This window comes from Solibacillus sp. CAU 1738, assembly GCF_039888725.1.
Classification (GTDB): Bacteria; Bacillota; Bacilli; order Bacillales_A; family Planococcaceae; genus Metasolibacillus.
Window position 1 is genome coordinate 149682 of the sequence record NZ_JBDQQN010000003.1, and the last position, 22705, is coordinate 172386.

Annotated in this window: 24 protein-coding genes and 1 other RNA gene; 14 read left to right on the plus strand and 11 right to left on the minus strand. The window is 36.3% G+C overall.

Translation table 11 applies throughout. The annotated features are described in order from the left end of the window. The first annotated feature begins 218 nt into the window (after positions 1–218). From AAFN87_RS10250 to AAFN87_RS10260, 3 genes are all read left to right on the plus strand, one after another. Positions 219–350: a hypothetical protein gene (locus AAFN87_RS10250; protein ID WP_347790971.1), complete on the plus strand. Its 132-nt coding sequence runs from the start codon at positions 219–221 to the stop codon at positions 348–350. 109 nt (positions 351–459) lie between these two features. Next, positions 460–1320: a ParM/StbA family protein gene (locus AAFN87_RS10255; RefSeq protein ID WP_347790972.1), complete on the plus strand. Its 861-nt coding sequence runs from the start codon at positions 460–462 to the stop codon at positions 1318–1320. Then, on the plus strand, positions 1317–1571 hold the full coding sequence (locus AAFN87_RS10260) for a hypothetical protein (protein ID WP_347790973.1): 255 nt from the start codon (positions 1317–1319) through the stop codon (positions 1569–1571). Before AAFN87_RS10255 ends, AAFN87_RS10260 begins: the two co-directional genes overlap by 4 nt. Before the next feature lie 222 nt (positions 1572–1793). On the opposite strand, the gene AAFN87_RS10265 is transcribed toward AAFN87_RS10260, so the two are convergent. From AAFN87_RS10265 to AAFN87_RS10290, 6 genes are all read right to left on the minus strand, one after another. Beyond that, entirely contained in the window at positions 1794–3020 is a 1227-nt protein-coding gene (locus AAFN87_RS10265; RefSeq protein WP_347790974.1) for a chloride channel protein, read from the minus strand. Between the two features lie 385 nt (positions 3021–3405). Then, positions 3406–3598: non-coding RNA, 6S RNA (ssrS, locus tag AAFN87_RS10270), on the minus strand. Between the two features lie 180 nt (positions 3599–3778). Next, entirely contained in the window at positions 3779–4468 is a 690-nt protein-coding gene (locus AAFN87_RS10275; protein ID WP_347790975.1) for a YfjL-like protein, read from the minus strand. Next, positions 4465–5052, minus strand: a complete 588-nt coding sequence (locus AAFN87_RS10280) for a zf-HC2 domain-containing protein (protein WP_347790976.1) — start codon at positions 5050–5052, stop codon at positions 4465–4467. The genes AAFN87_RS10275 and AAFN87_RS10280 overlap by 4 nt, the downstream gene beginning before the upstream one ends. Then, positions 5049–5546 carry an RNA polymerase sigma factor gene (locus AAFN87_RS10285; protein ID WP_347790977.1) on the minus strand — a complete coding sequence of 166 codons (498 nt, stop codon included), beginning with the start codon at positions 5544–5546 and terminating at the stop codon, positions 5049–5051. The genes AAFN87_RS10280 and AAFN87_RS10285 overlap by 4 nt, the downstream gene beginning before the upstream one ends. A 130-nt stretch (positions 5547–5676) precedes the next feature. Then, on the minus strand, positions 5677–6306 hold the full coding sequence (locus AAFN87_RS10290; RefSeq protein WP_347790978.1) for a YfbR-like 5'-deoxynucleotidase: 630 nt from the start codon (positions 6304–6306) through the stop codon (positions 5677–5679). 283 nt (positions 6307–6589) lie between these two features. On the opposite strand from AAFN87_RS10290, the gene AAFN87_RS10295 reads away from it, so the two are divergent. Then, positions 6590–6934 (plus strand): hypothetical protein, encoded by a 345-nt coding sequence (locus tag AAFN87_RS10295; RefSeq protein WP_347790979.1) that lies wholly within the window; start codon positions 6590–6592, stop codon positions 6932–6934. Between the two features lie 90 nt (positions 6935–7024). Here AAFN87_RS10295 and AAFN87_RS10300 read toward each other — a convergent pair whose 3' ends face one another. Further along, positions 7025–7201 carry a putative motility protein gene (locus tag AAFN87_RS10300; protein WP_347790980.1) on the minus strand — a complete coding sequence of 59 codons (177 nt, stop codon included), beginning with the start codon at positions 7199–7201 and terminating at the stop codon, positions 7025–7027. A gap of 371 nt (positions 7202–7572) precedes the next feature. Between AAFN87_RS10300 and AAFN87_RS10305 the strand changes: the two genes are divergently transcribed. The 9 genes from AAFN87_RS10305 to AAFN87_RS10345 all read left to right on the plus strand — a co-directional run bounded on the left by AAFN87_RS10305 (position 7573) and on the right by AAFN87_RS10345 (position 16220). Next, complete coding sequence (locus AAFN87_RS10305) at positions 7573–8337, plus strand: LysM peptidoglycan-binding and 3D domain-containing protein (RefSeq protein ID WP_347790981.1); 765 nt, start codon at positions 7573–7575, stop codon at positions 8335–8337. Between the two features lie 93 nt (positions 8338–8430). Beyond that, positions 8431–8973 (plus strand): superoxide dismutase family protein, encoded by a 543-nt coding sequence (locus AAFN87_RS10310; RefSeq protein ID WP_347790982.1) that lies wholly within the window; start codon positions 8431–8433, stop codon positions 8971–8973. Between the two features lie 148 nt (positions 8974–9121). After that, positions 9122–10162 (plus strand): TAXI family TRAP transporter solute-binding subunit, encoded by a 1041-nt coding sequence (locus AAFN87_RS10315; RefSeq protein ID WP_481886471.1) that lies wholly within the window; start codon positions 9122–9124, stop codon positions 10160–10162. 120 nt (positions 10163–10282) lie between these two features. After that, positions 10283–10795 (plus strand): DUF1850 domain-containing protein, encoded by a 513-nt coding sequence (locus AAFN87_RS10320; protein WP_347790983.1) that lies wholly within the window; start codon positions 10283–10285, stop codon positions 10793–10795. Continuing rightward, positions 10785–12800 (plus strand): TRAP transporter permease, encoded by a 2016-nt coding sequence (locus AAFN87_RS10325; protein WP_347790984.1) that lies wholly within the window; start codon positions 10785–10787, stop codon positions 12798–12800. The genes AAFN87_RS10320 and AAFN87_RS10325 overlap by 11 nt, the downstream gene beginning before the upstream one ends. A gap of 165 nt (positions 12801–12965) precedes the next feature. Then, positions 12966–13106: a hypothetical protein gene (locus AAFN87_RS10330; RefSeq protein WP_347791465.1), complete on the plus strand. Its 141-nt coding sequence runs from the start codon at positions 12966–12968 to the stop codon at positions 13104–13106. Between the two features lie 201 nt (positions 13107–13307). Continuing rightward, a complete protein-coding gene (locus AAFN87_RS10335) occupies positions 13308–14420 on the plus strand; it encodes an amidohydrolase (protein ID WP_347790985.1) in 1113 nt (370 codons plus the stop codon). A gap of 13 nt (positions 14421–14433) precedes the next feature. Continuing rightward, on the plus strand, positions 14434–15552 hold the full coding sequence (locus tag AAFN87_RS10340) for a mandelate racemase/muconate lactonizing enzyme family protein (protein ID WP_347790986.1): 1119 nt from the start codon (positions 14434–14436) through the stop codon (positions 15550–15552). Beyond that, positions 15549–16220, plus strand: a complete 672-nt coding sequence (locus AAFN87_RS10345) for a GNAT family N-acetyltransferase (RefSeq protein WP_347790987.1) — start codon at positions 15549–15551, stop codon at positions 16218–16220. The genes AAFN87_RS10340 and AAFN87_RS10345 overlap by 4 nt, the downstream gene beginning before the upstream one ends. Positions 16221–16410: 190 nt before the next feature. On the opposite strand, the gene AAFN87_RS10350 is transcribed toward AAFN87_RS10345, so the two are convergent. The 4 genes from AAFN87_RS10350 to AAFN87_RS10365 all read right to left on the minus strand — a co-directional run bounded on the left by AAFN87_RS10350 (position 16411) and on the right by AAFN87_RS10365 (position 20698). Next, the gene (locus AAFN87_RS10350; protein ID WP_347790988.1) at positions 16411–17121 is read right to left on the minus strand and encodes a Fe-S oxidoreductase; all 711 of its coding nucleotides are present in this window, start codon (positions 17119–17121) and stop codon (positions 16411–16413) included. 594 nt (positions 17122–17715) lie between these two features. Next, the gene (locus AAFN87_RS10355; RefSeq protein WP_347790989.1) at positions 17716–18687 is read right to left on the minus strand and encodes a DMT family transporter; all 972 of its coding nucleotides are present in this window, start codon (positions 18685–18687) and stop codon (positions 17716–17718) included. A 109-nt stretch (positions 18688–18796) separates the two neighbouring features. Continuing rightward, complete coding sequence (gene pepT / locus AAFN87_RS10360; RefSeq protein ID WP_347790990.1) at positions 18797–20023, minus strand: peptidase T; 1227 nt, start codon at positions 20021–20023, stop codon at positions 18797–18799. 30 nt (positions 20024–20053) lie between these two features. Next, positions 20054–20698: a lysoplasmalogenase gene (locus tag AAFN87_RS10365; RefSeq protein WP_347790991.1), complete on the minus strand. Its 645-nt coding sequence runs from the start codon at positions 20696–20698 to the stop codon at positions 20054–20056. Between the two features lie 113 nt (positions 20699–20811). Between AAFN87_RS10365 and AAFN87_RS10370 the strand changes: the two genes are divergently transcribed. Beyond that, positions 20812–22494 carry a hypothetical protein gene (locus tag AAFN87_RS10370; RefSeq protein WP_347790992.1) on the plus strand — a complete coding sequence of 561 codons (1683 nt, stop codon included), beginning with the start codon at positions 20812–20814 and terminating at the stop codon, positions 22492–22494. Positions 22495–22705 lie beyond the last annotated feature (211 nt).

A 22705-nucleotide genomic window follows, 5' to 3' on the forward strand; every position in this document is an offset into this window, starting at 1 on the left:
GTAGTATTTCGTTATTAGTTACTTTGCATTGAAATTAAATCTGATTAAAATACGCATCGTTCGTAGTTATCCGAACGATGCGTATTTTTGTATTAAACAATATTTTTTTAAATATATTATTTAAACAAGCGCATTTTTTTCGTTGGCATATATTTTTTCTAAAGAAAACAAATTATCACTTAGGAAAAGGGGCGAGTACTACGATAAGGATGGATGGAATGTGGACATTTTTTATACTTTGGCTTTTATCACTTCTAATTTGGCTAATAACCGGATCGGAAGCGATGGCGATTGTGTTCTTTATCGTATGGATAATATGGCGATTATTTGTTAGTAAAAGTGAAAAATAAAGAAGGTAGGTTTACGTTTTGAAATCAGTTTTACTACAATTGTAATAAAACTCTTAGTGAAGTGATACATTGTACTACAGTTGTAATAAAAATCCGAAAGGGGATAGGGTTGAATAAATTAATCTTAGGTATTGATGCAGGTAATCACATGGCGAAGGTTGTTGGTCCTCATGGTATAGATATTTTTAGAACGAATATTTGTGATTGGTTTGAACGAGAAGTAGAAGAATCGTTTGGCGAGGACGATATGGAATTTGAAATCAGTGGACGAAAAGGTTTTGCAGGCACAATCGCAATGTTCGAAGACGAATTCGGCAATGGATCCATGTACGGCGACACAAAGGCTCATGAGGACAATAAAATCCGTGTTTTACTTGCGATTAATAGATACCTAGATAAATATTGCCCAAACGTCGGAACGCTATCTATAGTTACCGGTCAGCCGATTAAGCGGCATAAGGAAGAAGAGAAAAAGATTATTCAGCAAATGTTAATCGGGCAACATGAAGTGAAGGTTAACGGTAAAATAAGAAGTTTTTATATTGATAATGTAGGTGTAGCTCCTGAAGGTTCTGCGGCTTACTGGGCAAAGCCAGCAACTGGGCTAACAAGAATACTCGACATAGGCAGCGGTACAGTTAACGCTGCAACGATCATGGATAATCGACATATTAACAACGCCAGCACTACATTTAATTTCGGGATGGAAACGGTCAAAGATAAGAATGATATGACAACAATCGCACGAGGAATTATTAGAAATACAACAAAGCTCAAATGGAATAAGACAGATAAAGTATTAATTTGCGGAGGGATAGCAGAGGGTATAGCTCCTGCAATTATCGAACATTACAGCAATGGGGAAATTATAAATCCGACAATCAAAAGTGGGAATGGCGTGAAAGTATTAGTCCCTGTTTACGCTAACGCTGTTGGTTATTATGAAATTGCGAAAGGGGCATTTGCATGAGCCGGCATAATAAGTCGGTAAGCTTTAACATTAAAGATGAATTCGATGTAGCGTTATTAACGCACGCAGAAAAAATAAACCCCTTAAAAGGTAAGCCCCGCAATTTTAGCAAATATGTAAAAAAGTTAATTGAGGATGATATGAATCGTAGGCATAGCAATAATGGTAGTTTGATATTTAATAATTCAATGATTAACGAGGTCGAAGAATATACAAGTGAAATTAAAAATGCCATGAATAGTTTCTTATAGAATGAGACTACCACGATATTCTATGGATGGCGTGTCTCTTATGTAGAATAAAAAAACGATTAGATATAAAAAAGACCACTCTGTAAAGGGTGGTCTTATTAATTATCGTGAATTTTAACACTAATAACCATATATATTACCAGTGCTTGTTGTACTGTTCTTTACAGACATTTAACTTATATTTAAAAAGGTAATAAATGAACTACAGATTTTATTCTAAAATTAAGCAGTTATTTTTTGGGGGAATTTTTTACTTAACCAAATAAATAAAACCACAATGACTAGTATTACTAAGGTTAATTCTTTAGGGAAAAAAAGTATGAGAAACAGTCCTACTAATAACGGTGATTGTAAAATTGCAATCGAAGCACTGCTACCAATAACGGCTACGATAAAGAGCGTATCTAGTTGTGGAAAAAAAGCCGCGATAGCATAGCCCTGTAAAATAGAAGCGAATATTACTGGGAAAATATTACCACCAACCCAGCCTGATTTTAAACAAAACTCCATAAAAATCAGTTTTAAAATAGAACCTAAAAATAAAGTAGCAATTGAAAGAGTGGGTACTAAATTAGGTAAATATTGCATAGAATGTTGGCCGGAAAAAAGTAAATTAGGAGCGATTAAAGCCATTAAACCAATGCCAATACCACCGATAACAGCACTTAAAATAATTTTATTGTTCATTTTAGAAAATAATTTACTCATTGCTTTTTCCATTAGTTTATATAGTTTGCTAAATAAAATTCCAAACAAAACTAAAGGAATAATAAGAAACAATTCATTCAGTCCCCAACTAGTTTCCCCTAACTTTATCGCAAGAGGGGGTTGTTCTGTTATTTTAATAAAAAACCAAAAGGTAACAATACCATTAACTATAAATAACATATTTAATAATTTCTTAAATAAAACTAATTTTTTCTCTTTAGGAGCTCGATCAGGATCGTAGGGAATACGGTAGTTATGAGGTAAAGCTAAATTTTTTAGTCTAATGTACCAAGAATCCTTTTTCCACTCGTTGTAGGAAAAATAGACGTAACGCATTTTATCTGCCTGCCATACCGATAGCGCAATAACAGAACTTAATATGGCTGCTTCAGGACCTACACCTGCACCAAAGATTAAAACTAAAAAAGCAATAAAAAAGTTTACATATACATATGAATAGTCCATTCTTTTTGTTGTTTTTAATTCAACAATAGAATCATGAGCTATTTTAGGCAGGTTTCCCCACTTATACCTGCTAACACCTACTAAAACACCGCCGAAAGTACATAAAAATAATGGATAAATGGAAGGCATGTTTAATCGATTGGGTACGTCAGTCCATAAAAAATCTGTAAATCCATTAACTAAAATCAAAAAAGCAGAAGAAATAACACCTATTATCGCACTTAATATTAAGCCATAAATAAATAATACGATTATTTTTAAATACTTTTCAGTCAAAATAAAATCCCTCACTTTTTTTTAAAGACTTTCTCTTTTTGAGAGAGTAAAAATATTTAGTGTAAATGAGTAAGGCGACAAAAAAGGAAGACCTTTTCTTGGTAGAATTAAGTCGCCACAATCAGTTCTATAAAAGAGGTTTTCCCAATGAGTCAGTTTACAAACAAAGTAATACTGAAGTTTTTTCTTACGCAATTAGAAACAGCCGTCGACACATTGCTGGTGACAGCATTATTGGTATTTTTAGATAACGAAAAATATATATGATGTCATTTGAGAAGTTAAATATTCTCCCAACAATTTACCCATTTTTTCCCAAAAAAAATCTCCCATAGTTTTCACTATGAGAGAAATGCTTCAAAGCCTTGTGGCTGTATGGTTAAAGAATAAAGCCGCAGATGCCGTATTTATTATAGAAAGTTTTAAACCACCACTCCTCAAAGTGGGTGTTCGCAAAAATTTTCCTGTTTATTCTCAAGCACAAAGGGTTGAGACACGCCATTCCAATTTCTATATAAAACTCCCTGTTACAGCTTAAAGGTTAAAACTTAATATTTATACGTACAACGCAGCCTTAGTTAGTATTGTAAAGCATGAGAAATAACGTTGCAAGTAAGTGTGTTTTAATAAATTTGTCAACGAAAAACAACGTTATTTTTGAGTAATATATGGGGCTTGGATTGGCTAATTAGGATCTAATGATTAAATACTTCTTTTTAAAGAAACATTAATAAAGTTGCGTTATTTATGAAATCAAATTATCGCTCGTTTTTTAGGATTTTTTCAATTTGTGCTTTTTCACCTTTATTTACTTTGAGAGTATAAATCAATTGGTCGTCATTACGGTTTTCTACATATAACTGATTGAAATTTACGTCATTTAAAGCATTCATAATCGAGTTGACATAGGCGATAAATTTTTCTTCTGATTCGAAATGCTGTTCAATTAATACAGTTATTTCTGCATCGACAGGGAACTCAATAGTAGGAGACCATTTTGTATCCTTCTCAACATAGTCTACAGGTACCTGTACGTAGTAATATATATCACCTTTTAAATCTAGATTTTCAGTCAGTTTTTTAATATAAACCGTTCCACTATTGGAAAACTCCTCGCTCATCTCAAAATTTTCCGAATCATAGTGGAGATAATTGGACGTAATGTTGTTTGGGTATAATCCTCTTCCTACTCCAACCGAATATTGATAACTACGTCCGTTATTCCCTGCTAAAGTATAATAAAAATAGTAGCTAGCATCTTTGAAATTAAATGTATTATCTTGAATTGCATAATTATTTTCTGGAAATTGCATTTCTAAATAGGCGAGTGCCTGTTTTTTTGCAAATGCTTTTGAAATAGGGTTACCGTTAAAGCTAAAGTAAAAAAATAAAATGAAACTCGTAATAAGGAAGGCGCCTATTAAATATAGCGATTTTTTGAATGTCATAAGGTATCCTCCTTTTCAAATGACTTCGTAACAAGCACGACAACAATTACACCAAGTATTGTAAAAATCGTATGGATTAATCCCATTAACAAGCCCCCACCAATTAAGCTTCCAAACAAACTAAAAATAGAATCGTAATATTCCATTTGTTGCAAATACCAATTATTATATGAACCAAAAGAAGCAATGGTATCGTAAATAGTCCAAATGAAAATAGGAATAATTGCAATACATATGGTTAAAATCCAATTGCGATAAAAGTAAAAAGTACATATACCTAGCACGAAATAACTTAAAATAAATTGAAAGCTTCCCGTAAAAATGGATGTACTCATTGCAAAAGCAAAAGATAATAGAACAAATAATAACTGATAAATAGTTAGCTTTATATGAACATTCTTTATCATTGTTGCTGCTGTTTTTCTCGGAATAGGCTTAGGGATCTCAGTTAACTCTATATTTGTTTTCGTACGGCATGTAGAACAATGGGCAAGGTGCTCATTTACCCATTTTGTTGTTTCTTCCTGCAATAAATTTTCTTCGAATAGCGGAAGTAAATCCTCAACGATTTTGCATTCAGTCATTCGGCTCCCTCCATTTCCTGTTGTAACTTTAGTTTTAGGCGGTGAAAAGTGACGCGCACGTAGTTTTCGCTTTTTCCGAGCATCTCACCGATTTCTTTAAAGGAGCAATCCCCGTAAATGCGAAGTAACACAATTTCTTTTCCGGGTGTATCAAGGGCATTTATATTTTTGAGTAATGTTTGGGCACTTTCCTGGAGCTCCACTTGTTGCTCTGTTGTGAGCGGATGAGAAGGAGAGCCGAATTGCTTAAAATTTTCATGTAACGTGCGTTTGTAGCGATTTGAGCGATAATATTTTGCTAATAAATGATGCGCAATCGCAAATAGCCAAGTGGAAATGCTAGATTGACCATTAAAACGGTGGATGCTTTTCATTGCCTCATAAAATACATCTTGCGTTAAGTCCTCAGCCACTGATGCATTAGCCGTTTTTATATAGAAGAAAGTATAAAGCTTCGGTTGGATTTGCTCATATATGTCTCCAAGCTGTTTCATCGCGGCCTCCTTTCGCGAGTCACTATTTTATGTTTTCATAATCTTAGTACCTTCAGTATGTATTTCGTTACAAAAAAAGACAAAATAAAAAAGCTTTCCCTTTATTATAGGAAAACTTCACATGCATGTTTTATACTTTATTTAAAATCTCGTTCGTTAATGTGGCTACATCGATATGTGTATCTTCTTGCATCGCATCTTGTAAAATTTCATGACGGAAATAATTAACTGTCGCATCAAGTGGTATTAATAATAGCTTTGCGAGTGCTGTTTGATACATATTGACGAATTCTGTATCTATATTCCCTCGTTTTAATTCAGCAAAAGCTTCGTAAAACTGATCGAGCTTATCTGCAAATTCAAGTAGGCGTCCTTCAATCGTTGCGTCTTTGCCTTCTTTCATGCGTGCAAAGAAAACTTCTTGAAAATCAGGTGGAATCTCTTCTAAAATAAATTTCTCCATCATTTTGTTTTCTACATGAGCAAGCATTTCTTTTAGTTCAGGAGAAGCATGCTTAACGGGTGTTTTAATGTCTCCGATAAATACTTCGGCAAAATCGTGGTTAATCGTTTTTTCATATAATGATTTCCAATCGATTGTGTTGCCGGCACGTTCTTCCAGTGTAGCAAAAAACATAGCATACTGTGACACCTTCCAAGAATGAGCAGCAACATTATGCTCTTCGAATTTGAAACGACCGGGACAACGAATAATTCGCTCTAAATCATTTAAACTTGTGAAAAATCGGTGAATGCCCATAAAAATCACTCCTTTATATTTAGAGAGTCCGACATTAGGGAAGGGAATGTATGGACTCCCTTCACATACATGTTACTATAATTCATACCCAAAAAGTGCGAATTTCAACACACTTAACAACACTTTTACAGCATCTTAACAATGAGGCGATGTTATACTAAAAACAAACATTTAAATGGAAGTGATTATATTGTTTCTCTTTAAAATAATATTATATGTCCATATACTAAGCGCGGTCGTGTCAATTGGCCCGCTATTTGTTTTATTGATAATAGTCAAGCTTATGGAATCAGCTGAAAATTCAGCGCTAGAAGGTTATGTTCGTTCATTTCAAGCAGGGATTACAGCCGTTAAACATGCGGGGCATGTGGTAGTTCCATCAGGAATATTATTAATTTGGCTAGGTGGTTGGCCGTGGCATGCTTCGTGGGTCGTATTAACTGTTGCTCTAATGATCGGTTCTATTTTCTTTTTAGCAGGTGCATTTAAACCAACGATGAAAATATTTGGTACGGAACATTTTGTGCGCGCGGAATTTATCCGCAAGCTTAAACGTGCTACTTGGTTATATATTTGTTTACTGCTAGTGATGTTGTGGTTAATGGTTAATAAGCCAGTGTTATGGTAAGTTAAAGAACCAAAGTTAACTTGTCTTTATATTGAAATTTTGACACAAAAAATAATAAAACCCGCGTTTTTTCTTCGCGGGTTTTATTATTTACACCTGTACGTCAATTAGTTGACCTTTGTACGGATGCTCAGCAGCAGAAGCTGGCATTTCTTGAAGCATTTCAACAACACCGGCGCCAGCATTAAGTGCTTTGTCCATAATTGTCATTTGCAGCGTTTGTTGTAGCTGAGCAAGCTGATTTGACATAATTGAGTTAATCTCCATAAAAATCCCTCCTTCTTCATTAAATATCGGCTATGGAAAACGGATTTCTAGTAGTTAAATAACCAAATAATACTAATGTAAGCATATACCTGTTACACATATAATAATTTCGCGTTAGAAATGTCATATTTCTGCAATATGCTTTTTTAATGAATATATGTATATAAACAGTGATATTAAGCTAATTGATAGTAATAATAATACAAATTATTATAATAAATAGTAAAATAATGGTTCCGTTTGTGAAAACAAATTGTAATATAAGGCACGTTTTCCCGTCATATAACTGCAATATAAATTCGGTAAAGTTGTCATCAGAGTTTCGAAAGCGCGAAAAAAAGCGCAAGTAAAAATGGAGGCGACAATATTTTATGAATAAGAAATTTCTAGCATTTGCTACTATATTTACTTTAACTGTGGGCAGCTACTCATCAATTGCAACCGCAGAAACGCATACAGTTCAGGAAGGGGATTCTTTATGGGAAATTTCTCAACAATATTCAATATCCGTAGAGAATCTAAAAGAACTAAATAATTTAGATTCATCACTTATTTTCCCTAATCAGCAATTAAAAGTGGCTGAGAAAGGTACAGTTTATACGATACAACCAAACGATACATTATCCGATATCGCTGCAGAATTTAATGTCACTATAGACGAGCTGATGGCATGGAATGACTTAACATCAGATATGATTTATTCAGGAGATACGTTAGTAGTTTCAGGGTCTGGAGATAAAGCTAAACAAGAAAGAATAAAATCTCAAAAGGAAACGAATAAACAAACTCAAAGCAAACAAACTCAAAGCAAACAAACTCAAAGTAAACAACCACCAAAAGCTGTAGAGAAAACGCTCACTATGGAAGCGACAGCTTATACAGCAAACTGTAATGGCTGCTCAGGGATTACTGCAAACGGTACAGACTTACGTTCAAATCCAAATTTAAAAGTTATTGCAGTCGATCCGAACGTCATTCCTCTCGGTACAAAAGTATGGGTAGAAGGGTATGGTGAAGCAATTGCAGCTGATACAGGTGGTGCCATTAAAGGTAATAAAATTGATGTTTTTATTCCATCAAAAGATGATGCAAATTCATGGGGAATTAAAACTGTCACTGTAAAAATTTTGGAGTAATTTTTAATCCGCCTATATTTTAGGCGGATATTTTTATTTTGTCGAATAAAGTCGTGCCGAATTTGGTTAAACTGGTCCAGAGGAGGGAAACATATGCGCAAATTATTAATGGTAAGTGCGTTTGTTTTACTAGCAGGCTGTTCATTATTCCAGAAAGAAGAGGGGCTACCTGTAAATGCGCCGGCTACTACGACTGCAAAAGCGGAAATGCATAATAGTAAAGGCGAGCTTATCGGCGAAATATTATTAACAGAAGTTTCGAAAGGAGTAGAGTTATCGGCAGTTCTGAATAGTTTACCTGTGGGCGAGCATGGGATCCATATTCATGAAGTTGGGAAATGTGAACCGCCTACATTTGAGTCAGCAGGTGCACACTTCAACCCTGAGCACAAAAAGCACGGAATCGAAAATCCAAAAGGTCCGCATGCTGGGGATTTACCGAATATAAAAACAGATGATGAAGGGGCAGTTGATCTGCAGTTCATTTCGGAAAACGTGACGTTATTAAAAGGCCATGCCAATTCATTGCTTGATGGAAACGGTACTTCTATAGTGATTCATGAAAAGGCAGATGATTATAAAACAGATCCAGCAGGAAATTCAGGTACGCGAATTGCTTGCGGTGTTATTAAATAAAGATGTGTGTGCAAAACTTTCTTGCACACACATCTTTATTTGTTTGTTGATACTTCTGATTACAGAAAACAATGAATCTTCTGTATTGTTTGACAAAAGAATAGAATCATATGTAAAATAGACCCATATTGAAAGAGTGGGAGGGTTTATGATGAAATTATCAAAAAAATTCATGTTTTTAACTATTTTGAGTATTTTGATGCTAGTACTTGTTGCTTGTGGCAATGACGATTCAGAAACAAATAGCCCAGAAAATAATAAAGAAACTGAAGGACAAACAACTGATTCAAATACAGAAGTTACAGAAGAAAAACCATTATTTGATAAAGATTATTTATCGATTCACACTGGTGGGGCACAAGGTACATACTACCCTCTAGGTGGTACGTTTGCTGAATTAATTACGACAGCAACAGGTGTTAAGACAACAGCCGAAGTATCGCAAGCTTCAGCTGCGAACATGATAGCGCTTCAAGATGGTAAAGGTGATATCGCTTTCGTTCAAACGGATATTGCTTTCTATGCAACAGAAGGAAAATTAATGTTTAAAGAAAAAATCGATACTGTATCAGCTATCGGTGCACTTTATCCTGAGACTGTTCAGCTCGTTACATTAACTAGTTCAGGTATCAAATCTTTTGAAGACTTAAAAGGGAAAAAAGTATCAGTAGGAGCACCTGGATCGGGTACGTATGCAAATGCAGAGCAATTATTAGAAATACATGGAATATCAATGGATGATATAGAGCCGCAACATTTAGATTTTGGCGAGTCAGCAGACAGTATTCAAGCCGGCCAAATTGATGCAGCGTTTATAACGGCGGGTTACCCTACAGGTGCAGTTGAAGCGTTAAACGCAACAACAAAAGGTGTTTATATTGTTCCTGTAACTGCAGATAAAGCAGAAGAGCTAATTGCAAAATACCCTTATTATGCAAAAGATCTTATTCCTGCTGGGACATACGGCTTAACGGAAGAAGTTCCGGCAGTATCAGTAGGGGCGATGTTAGCAGTTAAGAAAGATCTACCGGAAGATTTAGTTTATGAAATCACAAAAGCGATTTATGATAACACAGATAAAATTAGCCATCCAAAGGGTGCATTCATCAATGCTAAAACTGGTTTAGATGGTATTGGTATTGAAGTACATCCAGGTGCAAAAAAATATTTCGACGAAGTAAACAACTAATTTAACCTTAAGAGGGGCTCTGTTGCTATATGCTTCAGAGCTCTTCTTTATAAAGTGAATTTTCAATCAGTGGGGGTCTTACTGCCCGTTAATCTGCGATAAAGGAGACTATACATTTTAGTGAAATGGATTATTGCAATTATATGCGCTGTTGTTATTAGTACACTAATATTATTAGCCCCTTTGTGGACTGTATTTACTTTTACTGAAACGCGAACCGATAACCCTAAAATACACTATATATCCGTGAACAATGAGAAATTTTTTCAAACTAAATTTACTCATTCTATCCATTTAACGGATGTGATTGAAAGCTATGAATTGTTACCAAGTAGAAATATTCGACTCGTTTCTATGGAGTATGAGGATGTTGCCATTGGGATGCCGGGCTATGCAGAAGAGGGGCAGTCACTAACGTATGAAAATGGGGTTTATACATTACGGTCCGATGATGTCATCTTAAAGGATTTTACTTTGTATATTGGGAATGTAGATTACGATTTATTCTTTATGTATGAAGGGCAAGTAATTGATTTGAAAACGGAACTAACAAAAGGGAAATCGTATTTGTTTCAAGCACAAAAAATATCATTTTATGAGAAGATGAAAGGAGTAAAACTAAATGGTCGATAAAAATGAAATAAAACTAGAAAATGATCAACACAAGCAATTATCAGAAGCAGATCAACAGGCATTATTAGAAAAATATGATATCGAATCAAATACCCGAAATGTAACTGGGGTTATTAAATATGTCATTTATATTGGATTATTAGCGTTTGCATTATTTCAACTTTATACGGCTATATATGGTGTCTTTCCAGCGCAAATTCAGCGCACAATACACTTAGGATTTGGTTTAGTATTTATATTTTTATTATTTCCAGCACGTCGCAAAAAGAAGAAAGATATAATACCGTTCTATGATTATATATTAGCGCTATTGGGAGGGTTAGTTGGTTCCTATTGGACAATTAACTATAAACAACTAGTAAATAGCTTAGGACAGTTAGAGCGAATGGATTTTATTGTTGGTCTATTAGCCATTTTACTAGTTTTAGAAGCAGCTAGACGTGCTGTTGGGTTGCCGATTACTATTATTGCAAGTTTGTTTCTTGCCTATGCATATTTTGGTCCATACATGCCAGCTTTCTTATCGCATCGTGGGCAAAGTATTGAAAGTATTGTAAATTTAATGTTCTATTCGACTGATGGCATTTTAGGGACGCCTATTAGTGTATCTGCAACGTTTATTTTCGTATTTTTAATATTTGGAGCATTCCTCATGAAAACAGGTGTTGGGCAATATTTTAATGATTTAGCAGTGACTTTAGCTGGAAAATTAGTTGGCGGTCCAGCAAAGGTAGCGATTTTCTCCTCTGCTCTGCAAGGTACGATTTCTGGGAGTTCTGTAGCTAACGTAGTTACTTCAGGCTCATATACGATTCCGATGATGAAAAAGCTAGGCTATAAAAAAGAATTTGCTGGTGGGGTAGAAGCCGCTGCCTCAACAGGTGGTCAATTAATGCCACCAATTATGGGTGCTGCAGCATTTTTAATGGTTGAATTTATTGGACGTGGGGTTACGTATTGGGATATTGCAAAAGCAGCAGCTATTCCGGCGCTACTATACTTCACTGGAATTTGGATTATGACGCATTTTGAGGCTAAACGCTTAGGGCTACGTGGTTTAACCGAAGACGAAATGCCAAATCGTAAAGAAGTATTGAAGAAAATCTATTTATTGACGCCGATTATATTAATTATCGTGCTAATGCTTACAGGTAGGCCAGTGATGCATGCAGCATTATATGGTGTAATCGCATGTATTTTAGTAGGTATGCTCAACAAAGATACGCGCTTAGGTCCACGCGATATTTTAGATGCATTAGTAGATGGCGCTAGAACTGCACTTGGTGTAGTAGCTGCAACTGCCTGTGCAGGTATTATCGTAGGAGTAGTATTAAAAACCGGTCTTGGTTTAAGCTTAGCGAATAGTTTAATAAGCTTATCTGGGGGAAGTATTATTTTAACATTACTTCTCGTAATGATTGCATCACTTATATTAGGAATGGGTGCACCTACGACAGCGAACTATGTTATTACATCGACTATCGCTGCTCCGGCTATAGTAGCTTTACTTTCACCGGGAACACCACAAGAATTAGTGCCAGTAGTTATATTATTATCTGCTCATTTCTTTGTATTCTACTTTGGGATTATCGCGGATATAACCCCACCTGTAGCTCTTGCGGCATTTGCGGCTTCTGGTATATCTGGGGGAGATCCTATTAAAACAGGTGTTAACTCTGCTAAACTAGCGATTGCTGCTTTTATTATCCCATATATGATTGTATTTTCGCCGGCTTTACTAATGATTGATGTAACGATAATACAAATTATTTGGGTTGTATTTACAGCGATTATGGGAATGATTGCTATAGGCTCTGGCGTTATCGGCTTCTGGTATAGAAAATTAGTTTGGTTTGAAAGACTAATTTTAATTGGGGCAGGACTGGCAATGATCTATCCAGAATCCATTTCTGATATAACAGGGTTGGTTGTCTTTGGTATTATGTTTGCTATACAATTAATAACTAAACATAAAGTGGGTAGTTCAACACCGGCAAATGTATAATAGAAAATCCCGAGAGTAGCTTGTGCTGCCCTCGGTTTTTTTTATCTCAATTTGAGATGGAAGTAATACTTTTTATGCATAAAGGACATATATCTGTTGTACATTGGATAAAATTGTTGTAAGATATAAAAATCAGAAAATTCAGTTAAATAGGAGGTGTTGTCATTGACAAAGTTTTTATACTCGAAATTTGAAACGTATTTATTGGATGAGGATATGGAAATCGAGCGTAACGAAGAAGTGGATTGTAACAATGAGCAATTGCAACGAGATGAATATCCAGCGGGGTTTTTTACGAGCTTATAATGTGTAATTGCAGCATGTGGATACATTTCTCTATAACTTGAAATAGTAGTTTTAATATCAATAGAGGTACAATAAACGATGCGAGTGTTCAGAAATTTAGGAGCATTCGCTTTTATTATTTATTCGTAGGCTTCTATTATTAATTTATTTAATGTTATTCGGTATAATATAATAAGTTCAAAAAAATTCGAGGTGCGAAATATGACTCAAATACAAGTATTCGATACGGCCATTTACACATGGTTTGAACATTTTCACAAATATCCAGAAGTGAGTTGGAAAGAGTTCGAGACAACGAAAAAAATTGCATCTATATTAGATGAATTAGGTGTAACTTATCGTACATTTGATGATGTAACAGGGCTTGTAGCAGAAATAGGCACAGGTGATGAAGTCATTGCTGTACGTGCGGATATTGATGCACTTTGGCAAGAAGTAAATGGCGTTATGCAGGCAAACCATTCATGTGGGCATGATGCGAATATTTCAATGGTATTAGGTGCGCTTTTAGAGTTAAAAGATAAGCCACTAAAAAAACGGATTCGCTTTATTTTCCAACCAGCTGAAGAAGCTGGTGGTGGAGCATTAGCAATGTTAAAACAAGGTGTAGTAGATGATGTAAGCTATCTATTTGGCATTCACCTACGCCCTGCAGAAGAATTACCTTTTGGAAAAGTAACGCCAGCGATTCATCACGGAGCAGCAGTGTTTTTACAAGGAACAATTAATGGTATTGATGCGCATGGGGCAAGACCTCATCAAGGGAAAAATTCGATTGATACATTATTTGCCATCCAGCAAATGTTGCATGCCACTCATATTAATCCTTTTGACGTGTATTCAGCAAAATTAACGAAAATGCATGCGGATGGGGGAAGTGTTAATATTATCCCAGGGAAAGCAACGTTCTCTTTAGATGTGCGAGCACAAAAAAATGAGGTGCTGTTAGATTTACAAAATCGCATTGAAAAAGGCTTTAAGAAAATTGCAGAAATGTACGACACACCGATCGATTGGGAATGGCTAGACATGACACCGGGTGCAGAAGTTTCACAGGATGCGGCTGATATTGCAGAGCGCTCCATTATTGAAGCTTTAGGGGACGATTATTTAGCACCAGCTGTTGTCACACCAGGAAGTGATGATTTCCACTTTTATACGATTACAAAGCCTGAAATTAAAGCGGTAATGTTAGGTATTGGTGCAGATTTAGGACCAGGCTTACATCATCCGCAAATGACGTTTAAAAAGGAAGCGTTATTAATTGGCGCTCGAGTACTTGCAACAACATTGAAAAATGCAACAGAGATATAAAAGGATGATAACTATGAAAATTCAACAACTAGAGATTTTTACAATAGATTTACCATTAATTGAACCATTTATTGTGAGCTACGATACGTATCCTTCGATGCCATCAATTATTGTCAAGCTGACGACAGAGTGTGGACTTGTTGGGTGGGGCGAGTCAGTACCAGATGACCATGTAACTGGCGAAACAATTGAATCGACATATGCTGTATTAAAACATAAATTTGCACCATTATTAATCGGTCAAAACCCAATGAATTTTGAAGCAATTCATGATTTATTAGATAAAGCGGTGAAAAATGTGCCCGCTGCTAAAGCTGCTATTGATATTGCCTGCTTTGATGTTGCAGGTAAAAAGCTAGGTGTACCTGTTTATCAATTAATCGGCGGTCGTTATCATGAAAAGTTCCCAGTAACCCACGTACTAAGTATTGGAGAACCGGAAAAGATGGCAGCCGATGCGGAAGAACGAGTAAAACAAGGCTATCGTTCATTTAAAATGAAAGTCGGTCGTGATGTTACGAGTGATGTGAAACGAATTCAAGCAGTACGCAAACGTGTTGGTGACGATATCGCCATCCGAGTAGATGTAAACCAAGGTTGGAAAAATAGTGGGGCGACATTACAGGCGCTCGATGCCTTAAAATCAGCACAGTTAGATTGGCTAGAGCAGCCAGTTGTTGCAAATGATATAGATGCAATGGTGGAAATAAAATCGAAGACGACGGTACCTGTCATGATCGATGAAGGATTATGCAATATGCGCGATATGCGTGAGATTATAGCAAAACGTGCAGCGGATAAAGTGAATATCAAATTAATGAAATGTGGTGGCATATATCCTGCAATGAAGCTAGCAGCAATGGCTGAAATGGCAGGTATGGAATGTCAAATTGGTTCGATGCTCGAGTCTTCCGTCGGTTCTGCAGCAGGATTCCACGTTGCTTTTTCGAAAAAAGTGATTACTAGCGTGGAATTAACAGGACCACTTAAGTTTTCGCAAGATATTGGTAATTTAAAGGGGAGTTATCATATTCCGTTTATTGAGCTCGGTACCGGTGCAGGGCTAGGTGTAGATATTGATGAAGCAATTTTAGCTGAGCTAACACAGTATTCTGATGTGGTGAAGGCATGATGTATGAAGGTTTTCTCGGTGATATTCCATTTACAGTAAAAGGGTTAAATATTTCAGATTTACAGCGTATCGAAGAATTGCAACATTTCGTTATTGCGGCATTACCGGATAATAATATTTTGCAGCCACTTAGTAGAGAGGAGTTACAAAATATTTTAGATGGCAACGGGTTAATGATCGGTGCGTTTGTAGAAGAGCGTTTAATTGCATTTCGTGCGCTATTAGTGCCTAAAGTAAATGAGGACGAGCATTTAGGGGTGGATATTGCCGCAAGTGACTTATCGCGCGTACTGTACCAAGAAATTTCAAACGTTCACCCCGATTTCCGTGGGTTTGGCTTGCAAAAAGTATTAGCCAACATCATAATGTTGCAGGTTGATGTGTCTAAATTTGATTGGGTTTGCGCCACGGTAATGCCGTACAATGTAGCAAGCTTAAAAGATAAATTTGCTCAAGGTATGCAAATCTTTGCTTTGAAATATAAATATGGCGGTAAGTTACGCTATGTATTTGCGAAATCTTTAGGTGCAGAGAGTGTACATAGTAGCGAACCTGTTTTCGTTTCGATGGGTGAAGTGGAAGCGCAACAAGAGCTTCTGAAGAACGGCTATTTTGGAGTTGCGATGGAAAAACGAGCAGATGATTGGTTTGTAGAATATCGGAAATAATATGTGAAATATATGTATAGAGCTACTACTTTTAGAGTAGCTCCAGACTGTATGTAAACTCAAAGAAATTTGAGTTTACATACAGTCTTTTTTCACAATAAATAGTACAGGACCGTTGATTTCTGTTCTAAGCGTTTCCTTTCAGTAGGCATAGCTCCAACTAATTTTGGCGACCAAGTTTTGTAGCGAATTATTTTAACGGGCAAAAGCCGCAAGCCATAAGCCCTGGAATATCCTTTGATTGGCAGCAGCTTTTACGCACAGGAATATTTAGTAGTTGAGATGGATGCTTACCACCTGTGTAGTTATGAAATAGCGATTTTTCTGAAATGTAGCGCCACACATTTGTGCCTTCGAGTATGTCGATATCTTCGTATGCTCGGTCCGCTAGCGCTGGATTTTCAAGTAGCGTGTGATAATGCCATATCATATAGCCAAAAATATTTTCCCACATCACGAGCGGGGAGATGGACGTTGTTTTACGTAGCTGCTGTATAATTTCAAATGTTTGCTTATATAAAATTTTATGCATGACGTCTTCACGTTCATCGTCTTCAACGTAACGGAAATCATTTGCTGAAATAAAGGTGCCTAAAGTGTTTGTACCGTATTCATGGACGAGTGCAAAACGAATATCCTCTAACTTCCCATCCCATACTTCATCATAGGTTGCGAGCATATAAAATTGCATCGCAACGAACATTCCATAGCGTCGAGTAAAATGAGAAATCGCAGCTGTTTCAGTTGCAGCTTGTGTAATACCCATCATTAAATTGCGAAAATCAGTTAAATAAAAATCTTTATGTAAATTGGCAAGTGTAAACAATGGACGCTCCGGATTTTCAGTATAGATGCTATAAGAATTGAGCTGACGAACTTGATCGTAGGACAATGCTGGCATAATTTTCACCCTTTCTATATGTCGCTATTGTAACATTTTTGACTTCACAAATGATTGTAAATGCATTAAACTAAATTAAACTTATAAAGAAAGTAGGGATTAGTGTGTCGGCTATTCCGAATTCACTTCCTCGTCCACTTGCGCGCGCCAATCAATGGACAATTTTTCTGTCAGTGTTATTAACGTGAGTTACAGGGTAAGGCTACTTTATGCATTTACAGCTGAAGCAATTTCAGTATCGCAGAGCGCAAAAGATAAAACTCAATGAAAATTAACTGTTTTTTCAATAAAATAGTTTGACTTTTTAAATGAAAATGATTATCATTATCATGTAAAGTGTTATCGCTCACCACAAAACAGTGTGAGTGAGCTTGAATTTTAGCTACTTTTCTCCAGAAGTATGCTAGTTCATTATAGCGTTCTAAACCCCCCCTCATTTTTTAGAACGTAAATAGCGACAAATCATGTTGATTTGTCGTAACAATTTCAACACCCTTTATATTTTCTTTATACTTCTCTTACTAGAGAACAAAACTATTTACGTCGACATAACTCCAAATGTCGGCGTCTTTTTTATAATATTGAAGCAGCGAATTACGATGCTGCTTCAATATTTTCTTTTGTCAGTTTAGAACGTTTTCCTATGAGCATCGTGTGGTAGCTATGGAGTAGCATACCGATAATGATGACGCTTAACCCAAAAAGGGCAATTGGTGCCGGAAGAGGGATACCTAGTAAAATCATTTCACCGATAATGACGAAGATGACTTCTGTTGACTGTGTTGCTTCGACAGCAGCCAGCTTTCCTTGATCATCACGTACTCGCTCTGTTGCAATGAAAAACAATATTGTAGCAATCACCCCTGAGCTAAGTCCGACAAGTAGGGATTGAAAAAGTTGGCTACTAGAAGGCAGACCGACTGTTAGTAGTGCATATATCGCCATAATAATCCAAGCAGGCATTGAAGCGAGCGTCATACCGAGTACACGCTGAAATGTATCAATACGTCCGTCGCAAACATCCATCATTTTACGATTGCCGAGTGGGTAGGCAAATGCTGCAACAAGAACAGGAATAATACCGAGCATTAAGGTGTTAAACGATACGGACTTTGCTTGCGGTATTTGAATAAGTAAAATGCCGATAAAAATAATACAAGAAATGAGTAGTGAAATGATCGGGATCTTTTGTCGTACTTGTTTCCCTACGACTAATGTCACGAAAAGGGGAGCTAGAAGAACTCCTGCAACAATGGTAAATTGCCATGTTCCGGAAACGAGCCAGCCTGGTCCGAATGCGGCTGCAAATGTGAGTGGGGCGTAAAATAATACGAATCCAACAAAGCTCCATATGAGCCATTGTTTAGGACGAGAAATCATTTCGTTTCGTAATTGTCGGAAGTTTTTTCGATAGAGAACAATGACAATTAAAAACGGCAGCATAAAGAAATAGCGTAAAGAGGCACTCCATAACCAGCTACCGCCATCTAGTTCCATTGAATGGTTTAATATAAATGTAAAGGCAAAAAATAACGCTGCAACGACACCGATTAAAATTTCCTTCATTGCACGTCACCTCTTTCTTGTATCGGAATATTCAGATTTTAATTGTACAAAAAAACAGCTCAGCTCACAAGATGAACTGAACTATTTTTTCGTTAGGCAAGCAATTAATTTATGCTTTTGCTTCGAAGAGCTGAACGATTTCTAAAATAACCTCTGTTGCTTTTTCCATCGTTTCGCCTGATACATATTCAAATTTGCCATGCATGTTTTCGCCACCAGCAAAAATGTTTGGTGTTGGAAGTCCCATATATGACAGCTGAGAACCATCTGTACCCCCGCGGATTGGATCGATAATAGGTGTAATATCAAGTTTTGCCATTGCTTCCTTTACGATATCCACAATTTCCATAACAGGTTTGATTTTTTCACCCATATTGTAATATTGGTCTTCAATTTCAACCGTTATAGCATCTTCTCCAAACTGTGCTTTAATCATTTTTTCTACTTCGATAAAATGAGCCTTTTTGGCTTCGAATTTTTCGCGGTCATGGTCGCGTATAATGTAAGAAAGTTTGGCTTCTTCAATATGTCCATTAAAGCTCGATAAGTGTATAAAACCTTCATAACCATCTGTTTTTTCAGGTACAGCGTCTGTAGGCATTTCATTTTGAAATTTAATAGCCATTGTAATGGCATTTACCATCTTACCTTTTGCTGAACCCGGATGAACGCTCGTACCGCGAGTTGTTACTTTTACGCCGGCAGCATTGAAACTTTCAAACTGTAGCTCACCGAGTGGTCCGCCGTCCATTGTATATGCATAATCTGCACCGAATGCTTCAACGTCAAATTTATGAGGACCGCGACCGATTTCCTCATCTGGAGTGAATGCTACGCGGATTTTCCCGTGCTTCACCTCAGGATGCTTCACTAAATAATCCATTGCCGTCATAATTTCTGAGATGCCTGCTTTATCATCCGCACCAAGTAATGTTGTGCCATCTGTTGTAATTAACGTTTGACCAACATAGTTTTTTAAGTTCGGGAAATAGCTTGGTGACATTACTAAGTTGTCGTTTAATTGAATATCGCCACCGTCATAATTGTCTATGCGACGCGGTTTAACATTTGTCCCTGAAAAATCAGATGTTGTGTCGACATGTGCTAAAAAACCTAAAGTTGGTACATTTTTATCTGTATTCGCAGGTAAAGTGGCGAATAGATAGCCGTTTTCATCTAAGTTAATGTCTGTTAAACCGATTTCAGCAAGTTCAGCTTTTAATACATTTAATAAATCAAATTGCTTCATTGTTGAAGGTGTTGTTGTACTATTAAAGTCAGATTGTGTATCAATTTTTACGTAGCGAATTAGTCGTTCAATTACTTGTTCTTTCATGGGCGAAATGCCTCCTTGTGTATAGTGACTTTATTGTATCATCTTATTTCGAATGGCGGAATATTGGACGATACTTAACGCGATTAATAATTGAGCACCATAATATGTTGCCATAATTAAAATATGAGAATACGGAACATCGACTACAAATTTATTAATTGCGAGTATCGAATCCGACGCCATAAAGCTAATTGCACCAGCAATCGCGAATTTACTACTTGTACGAAAAGACGTCCAGCCCATCGTTAAAATAGCTACAATATATGCACAAACAGCTACTGCAAGTACCGTGTCACCTGCGCGTAATAACGAGCCTGCAATCCAAATCATCATCGCTGCACCGTAAGCAATGAGTATGATTTTAACAATAGTTGGAGTTTTCGTTAAGTTTGTACTGCGAAATGCGGCAATATAAAAAAGATGCCCTATTAAAAAGCTTGTTAAACCAATAATAAACCATTGCAGCGTATAATCACCGATTGCACAAAATACAAGTCCAATCACGACTAGCGATTTATAGCGTGGTTCACCTTTTGAACGAAGTGCGAGTACAATGAGCAAAATCATTGGAATGAGTTTAAAGATCATTTTTAAAGATGGATCAATCGACTCAAACATAAATACATAATAAAAACCGAAAATGGCGAATAAAGATAATAGTACTTTCCTTTCCAAATAAAACACCCCTTTTTTCAATGAATTGTAATTTTGTGAATATTCCATCATAGGTAAATATGAAACTTAACTAAATTTCAGACGTAAATAGTAGAAAGAGAGGATGATTTTTTATGGGACAATTATTGATAACAGCACTTATTGCTGCTATCGTCATAACGGTTTTAATTGTACCGTTAACGAAAAAAGTTCCAAAAGGCAATTTAACAAACAAACAATTTGATATTCTAGCAATTTTAGTTTTTATTTCTAGTTACATATTAACATTATTTACTGTTTATATTTCAAAAATTGACTTGCAATGGACTGTTTTTTTGTATATTTTGCCGGTAGTAGCTTTAGCAGGGGCATTACTGACGACTGGGATCGAGCAAAAAATAAAATCAGCGCTAACACTCGCATCTATACTTGCCGTTGCGTATTTACTTGCCGCACCTTTATTTAATGCAGAGGAGAAATACAAATCTGCAGAAATGGAGGTAAAGGTGGAAATTCAGTCATTTGACGAAACAAAAACGCCTGCAAGTGTACCTCCGAAATTTGTAAGAAATAAAATGAAAAAGGCATTCGGGCAAGTGCCAAATACGAGCTATTATGAATTAGGTCGCTTACAAATTCAAAAGATTAACGGTGAATATGTATATATTGCACCTGTTGAGTTTTCAGGTTTATTTAAATGGTTTACAGGTAAAACAACACCAGGATACTTTAAGATGAGTGCGACGGATTCAAGTGATAATCCAAAATTTATTGCGCACGAAATGGCATTTGTGCCGTCTGCTTTTTTAAATAAAAACTTAGAGCGTCATATGCGTCTACAATACCCTACACTCATTTTCTTTGGTGATCCACAGTTAGAAATTGATGATGATGGCACACCGTATTATATTCGTTCTTATGGGGAATTCATTTCGGCTCGTAACGGTTTTGATGTGAAAGGGATCATTATGGTCAACGCGAAAACGGGAGCATCAGAGCAAGTTGCGTTAGCGGATGTACCATCGTTTATTGATGGGGCAGTATCTCCGGAGTCGGTGAGCTTACAAAATAGCTATTATGGCAATTATGTTCACGGATACTGGAATAGTTTATTCGGTAAAAAAGACGTGAAATTACCTTCTGATGAAGGAACAGAGGCGAATGTTAGCCCAATCTTTATGGAAGATGGTGAAATGTATTACTTTACTGATTTTACTAGTCCGAAAGAAGGCGTTGATTCTATGCTAGGTTATTCTTTAACGCATGCTCGCACAGGTGAGGCGACTTATTATACTGGTAATCTAGAGGAATCGTATATGGATTCACAAGGTGCTTTAGATATTATAGAAAAGAAGTTTATCGAAAAAGAATGGGAAGGTGAAATGCCGATTCTTTATAACTTCTACGGAGAAGCAAGCTGGTTATCAGCTGTCCTTGACTCCAATGGCTTCTTGCAAAATTACTTCATTGTGTCGGCAGCAAACCCTGAAATTTCAACCTATGCATTTACACCAAATGAAGCGTTGAAGCAGTATAAAACAGCGCTTAGTCATGGTGGTAGCACAGTAGATGGTACATCAAATGCAGAGGAAGCACAGCTCACAGCAAAAGTTGTGCGTGTGTATAAAGAGCGCGTTGGTGATTTTACGATCGTATCGTTTTTAGCTGCAACAGGTGATAACTTTATTGTTAGTACAGAAACATCACCACTTGCAATGTATGTAGAGGCAGGGGATTCAGTAGCGATTACGTATTACGCTACAGGTGAACAATTTCAGCCTGTGAAAACATTAGAAATACAAGGTTTATTAAAATAATAAGTATAGCTAGCTTGCGGAGTTTTAATGTTCGTAAGCTAGTTTTTTTGTATTTTATTTACTGTTCCTAGGCATGTTATGGGGGAGTACGAGACATATGATCTAAAAAGATACTCGATGGAGCTATTCATTATAAAAGCATCTAGTCATATGAAATTGAAATAACTTGTCCAGAAATTAAAATCACTTAATCGAACCAATAAATTTTTTA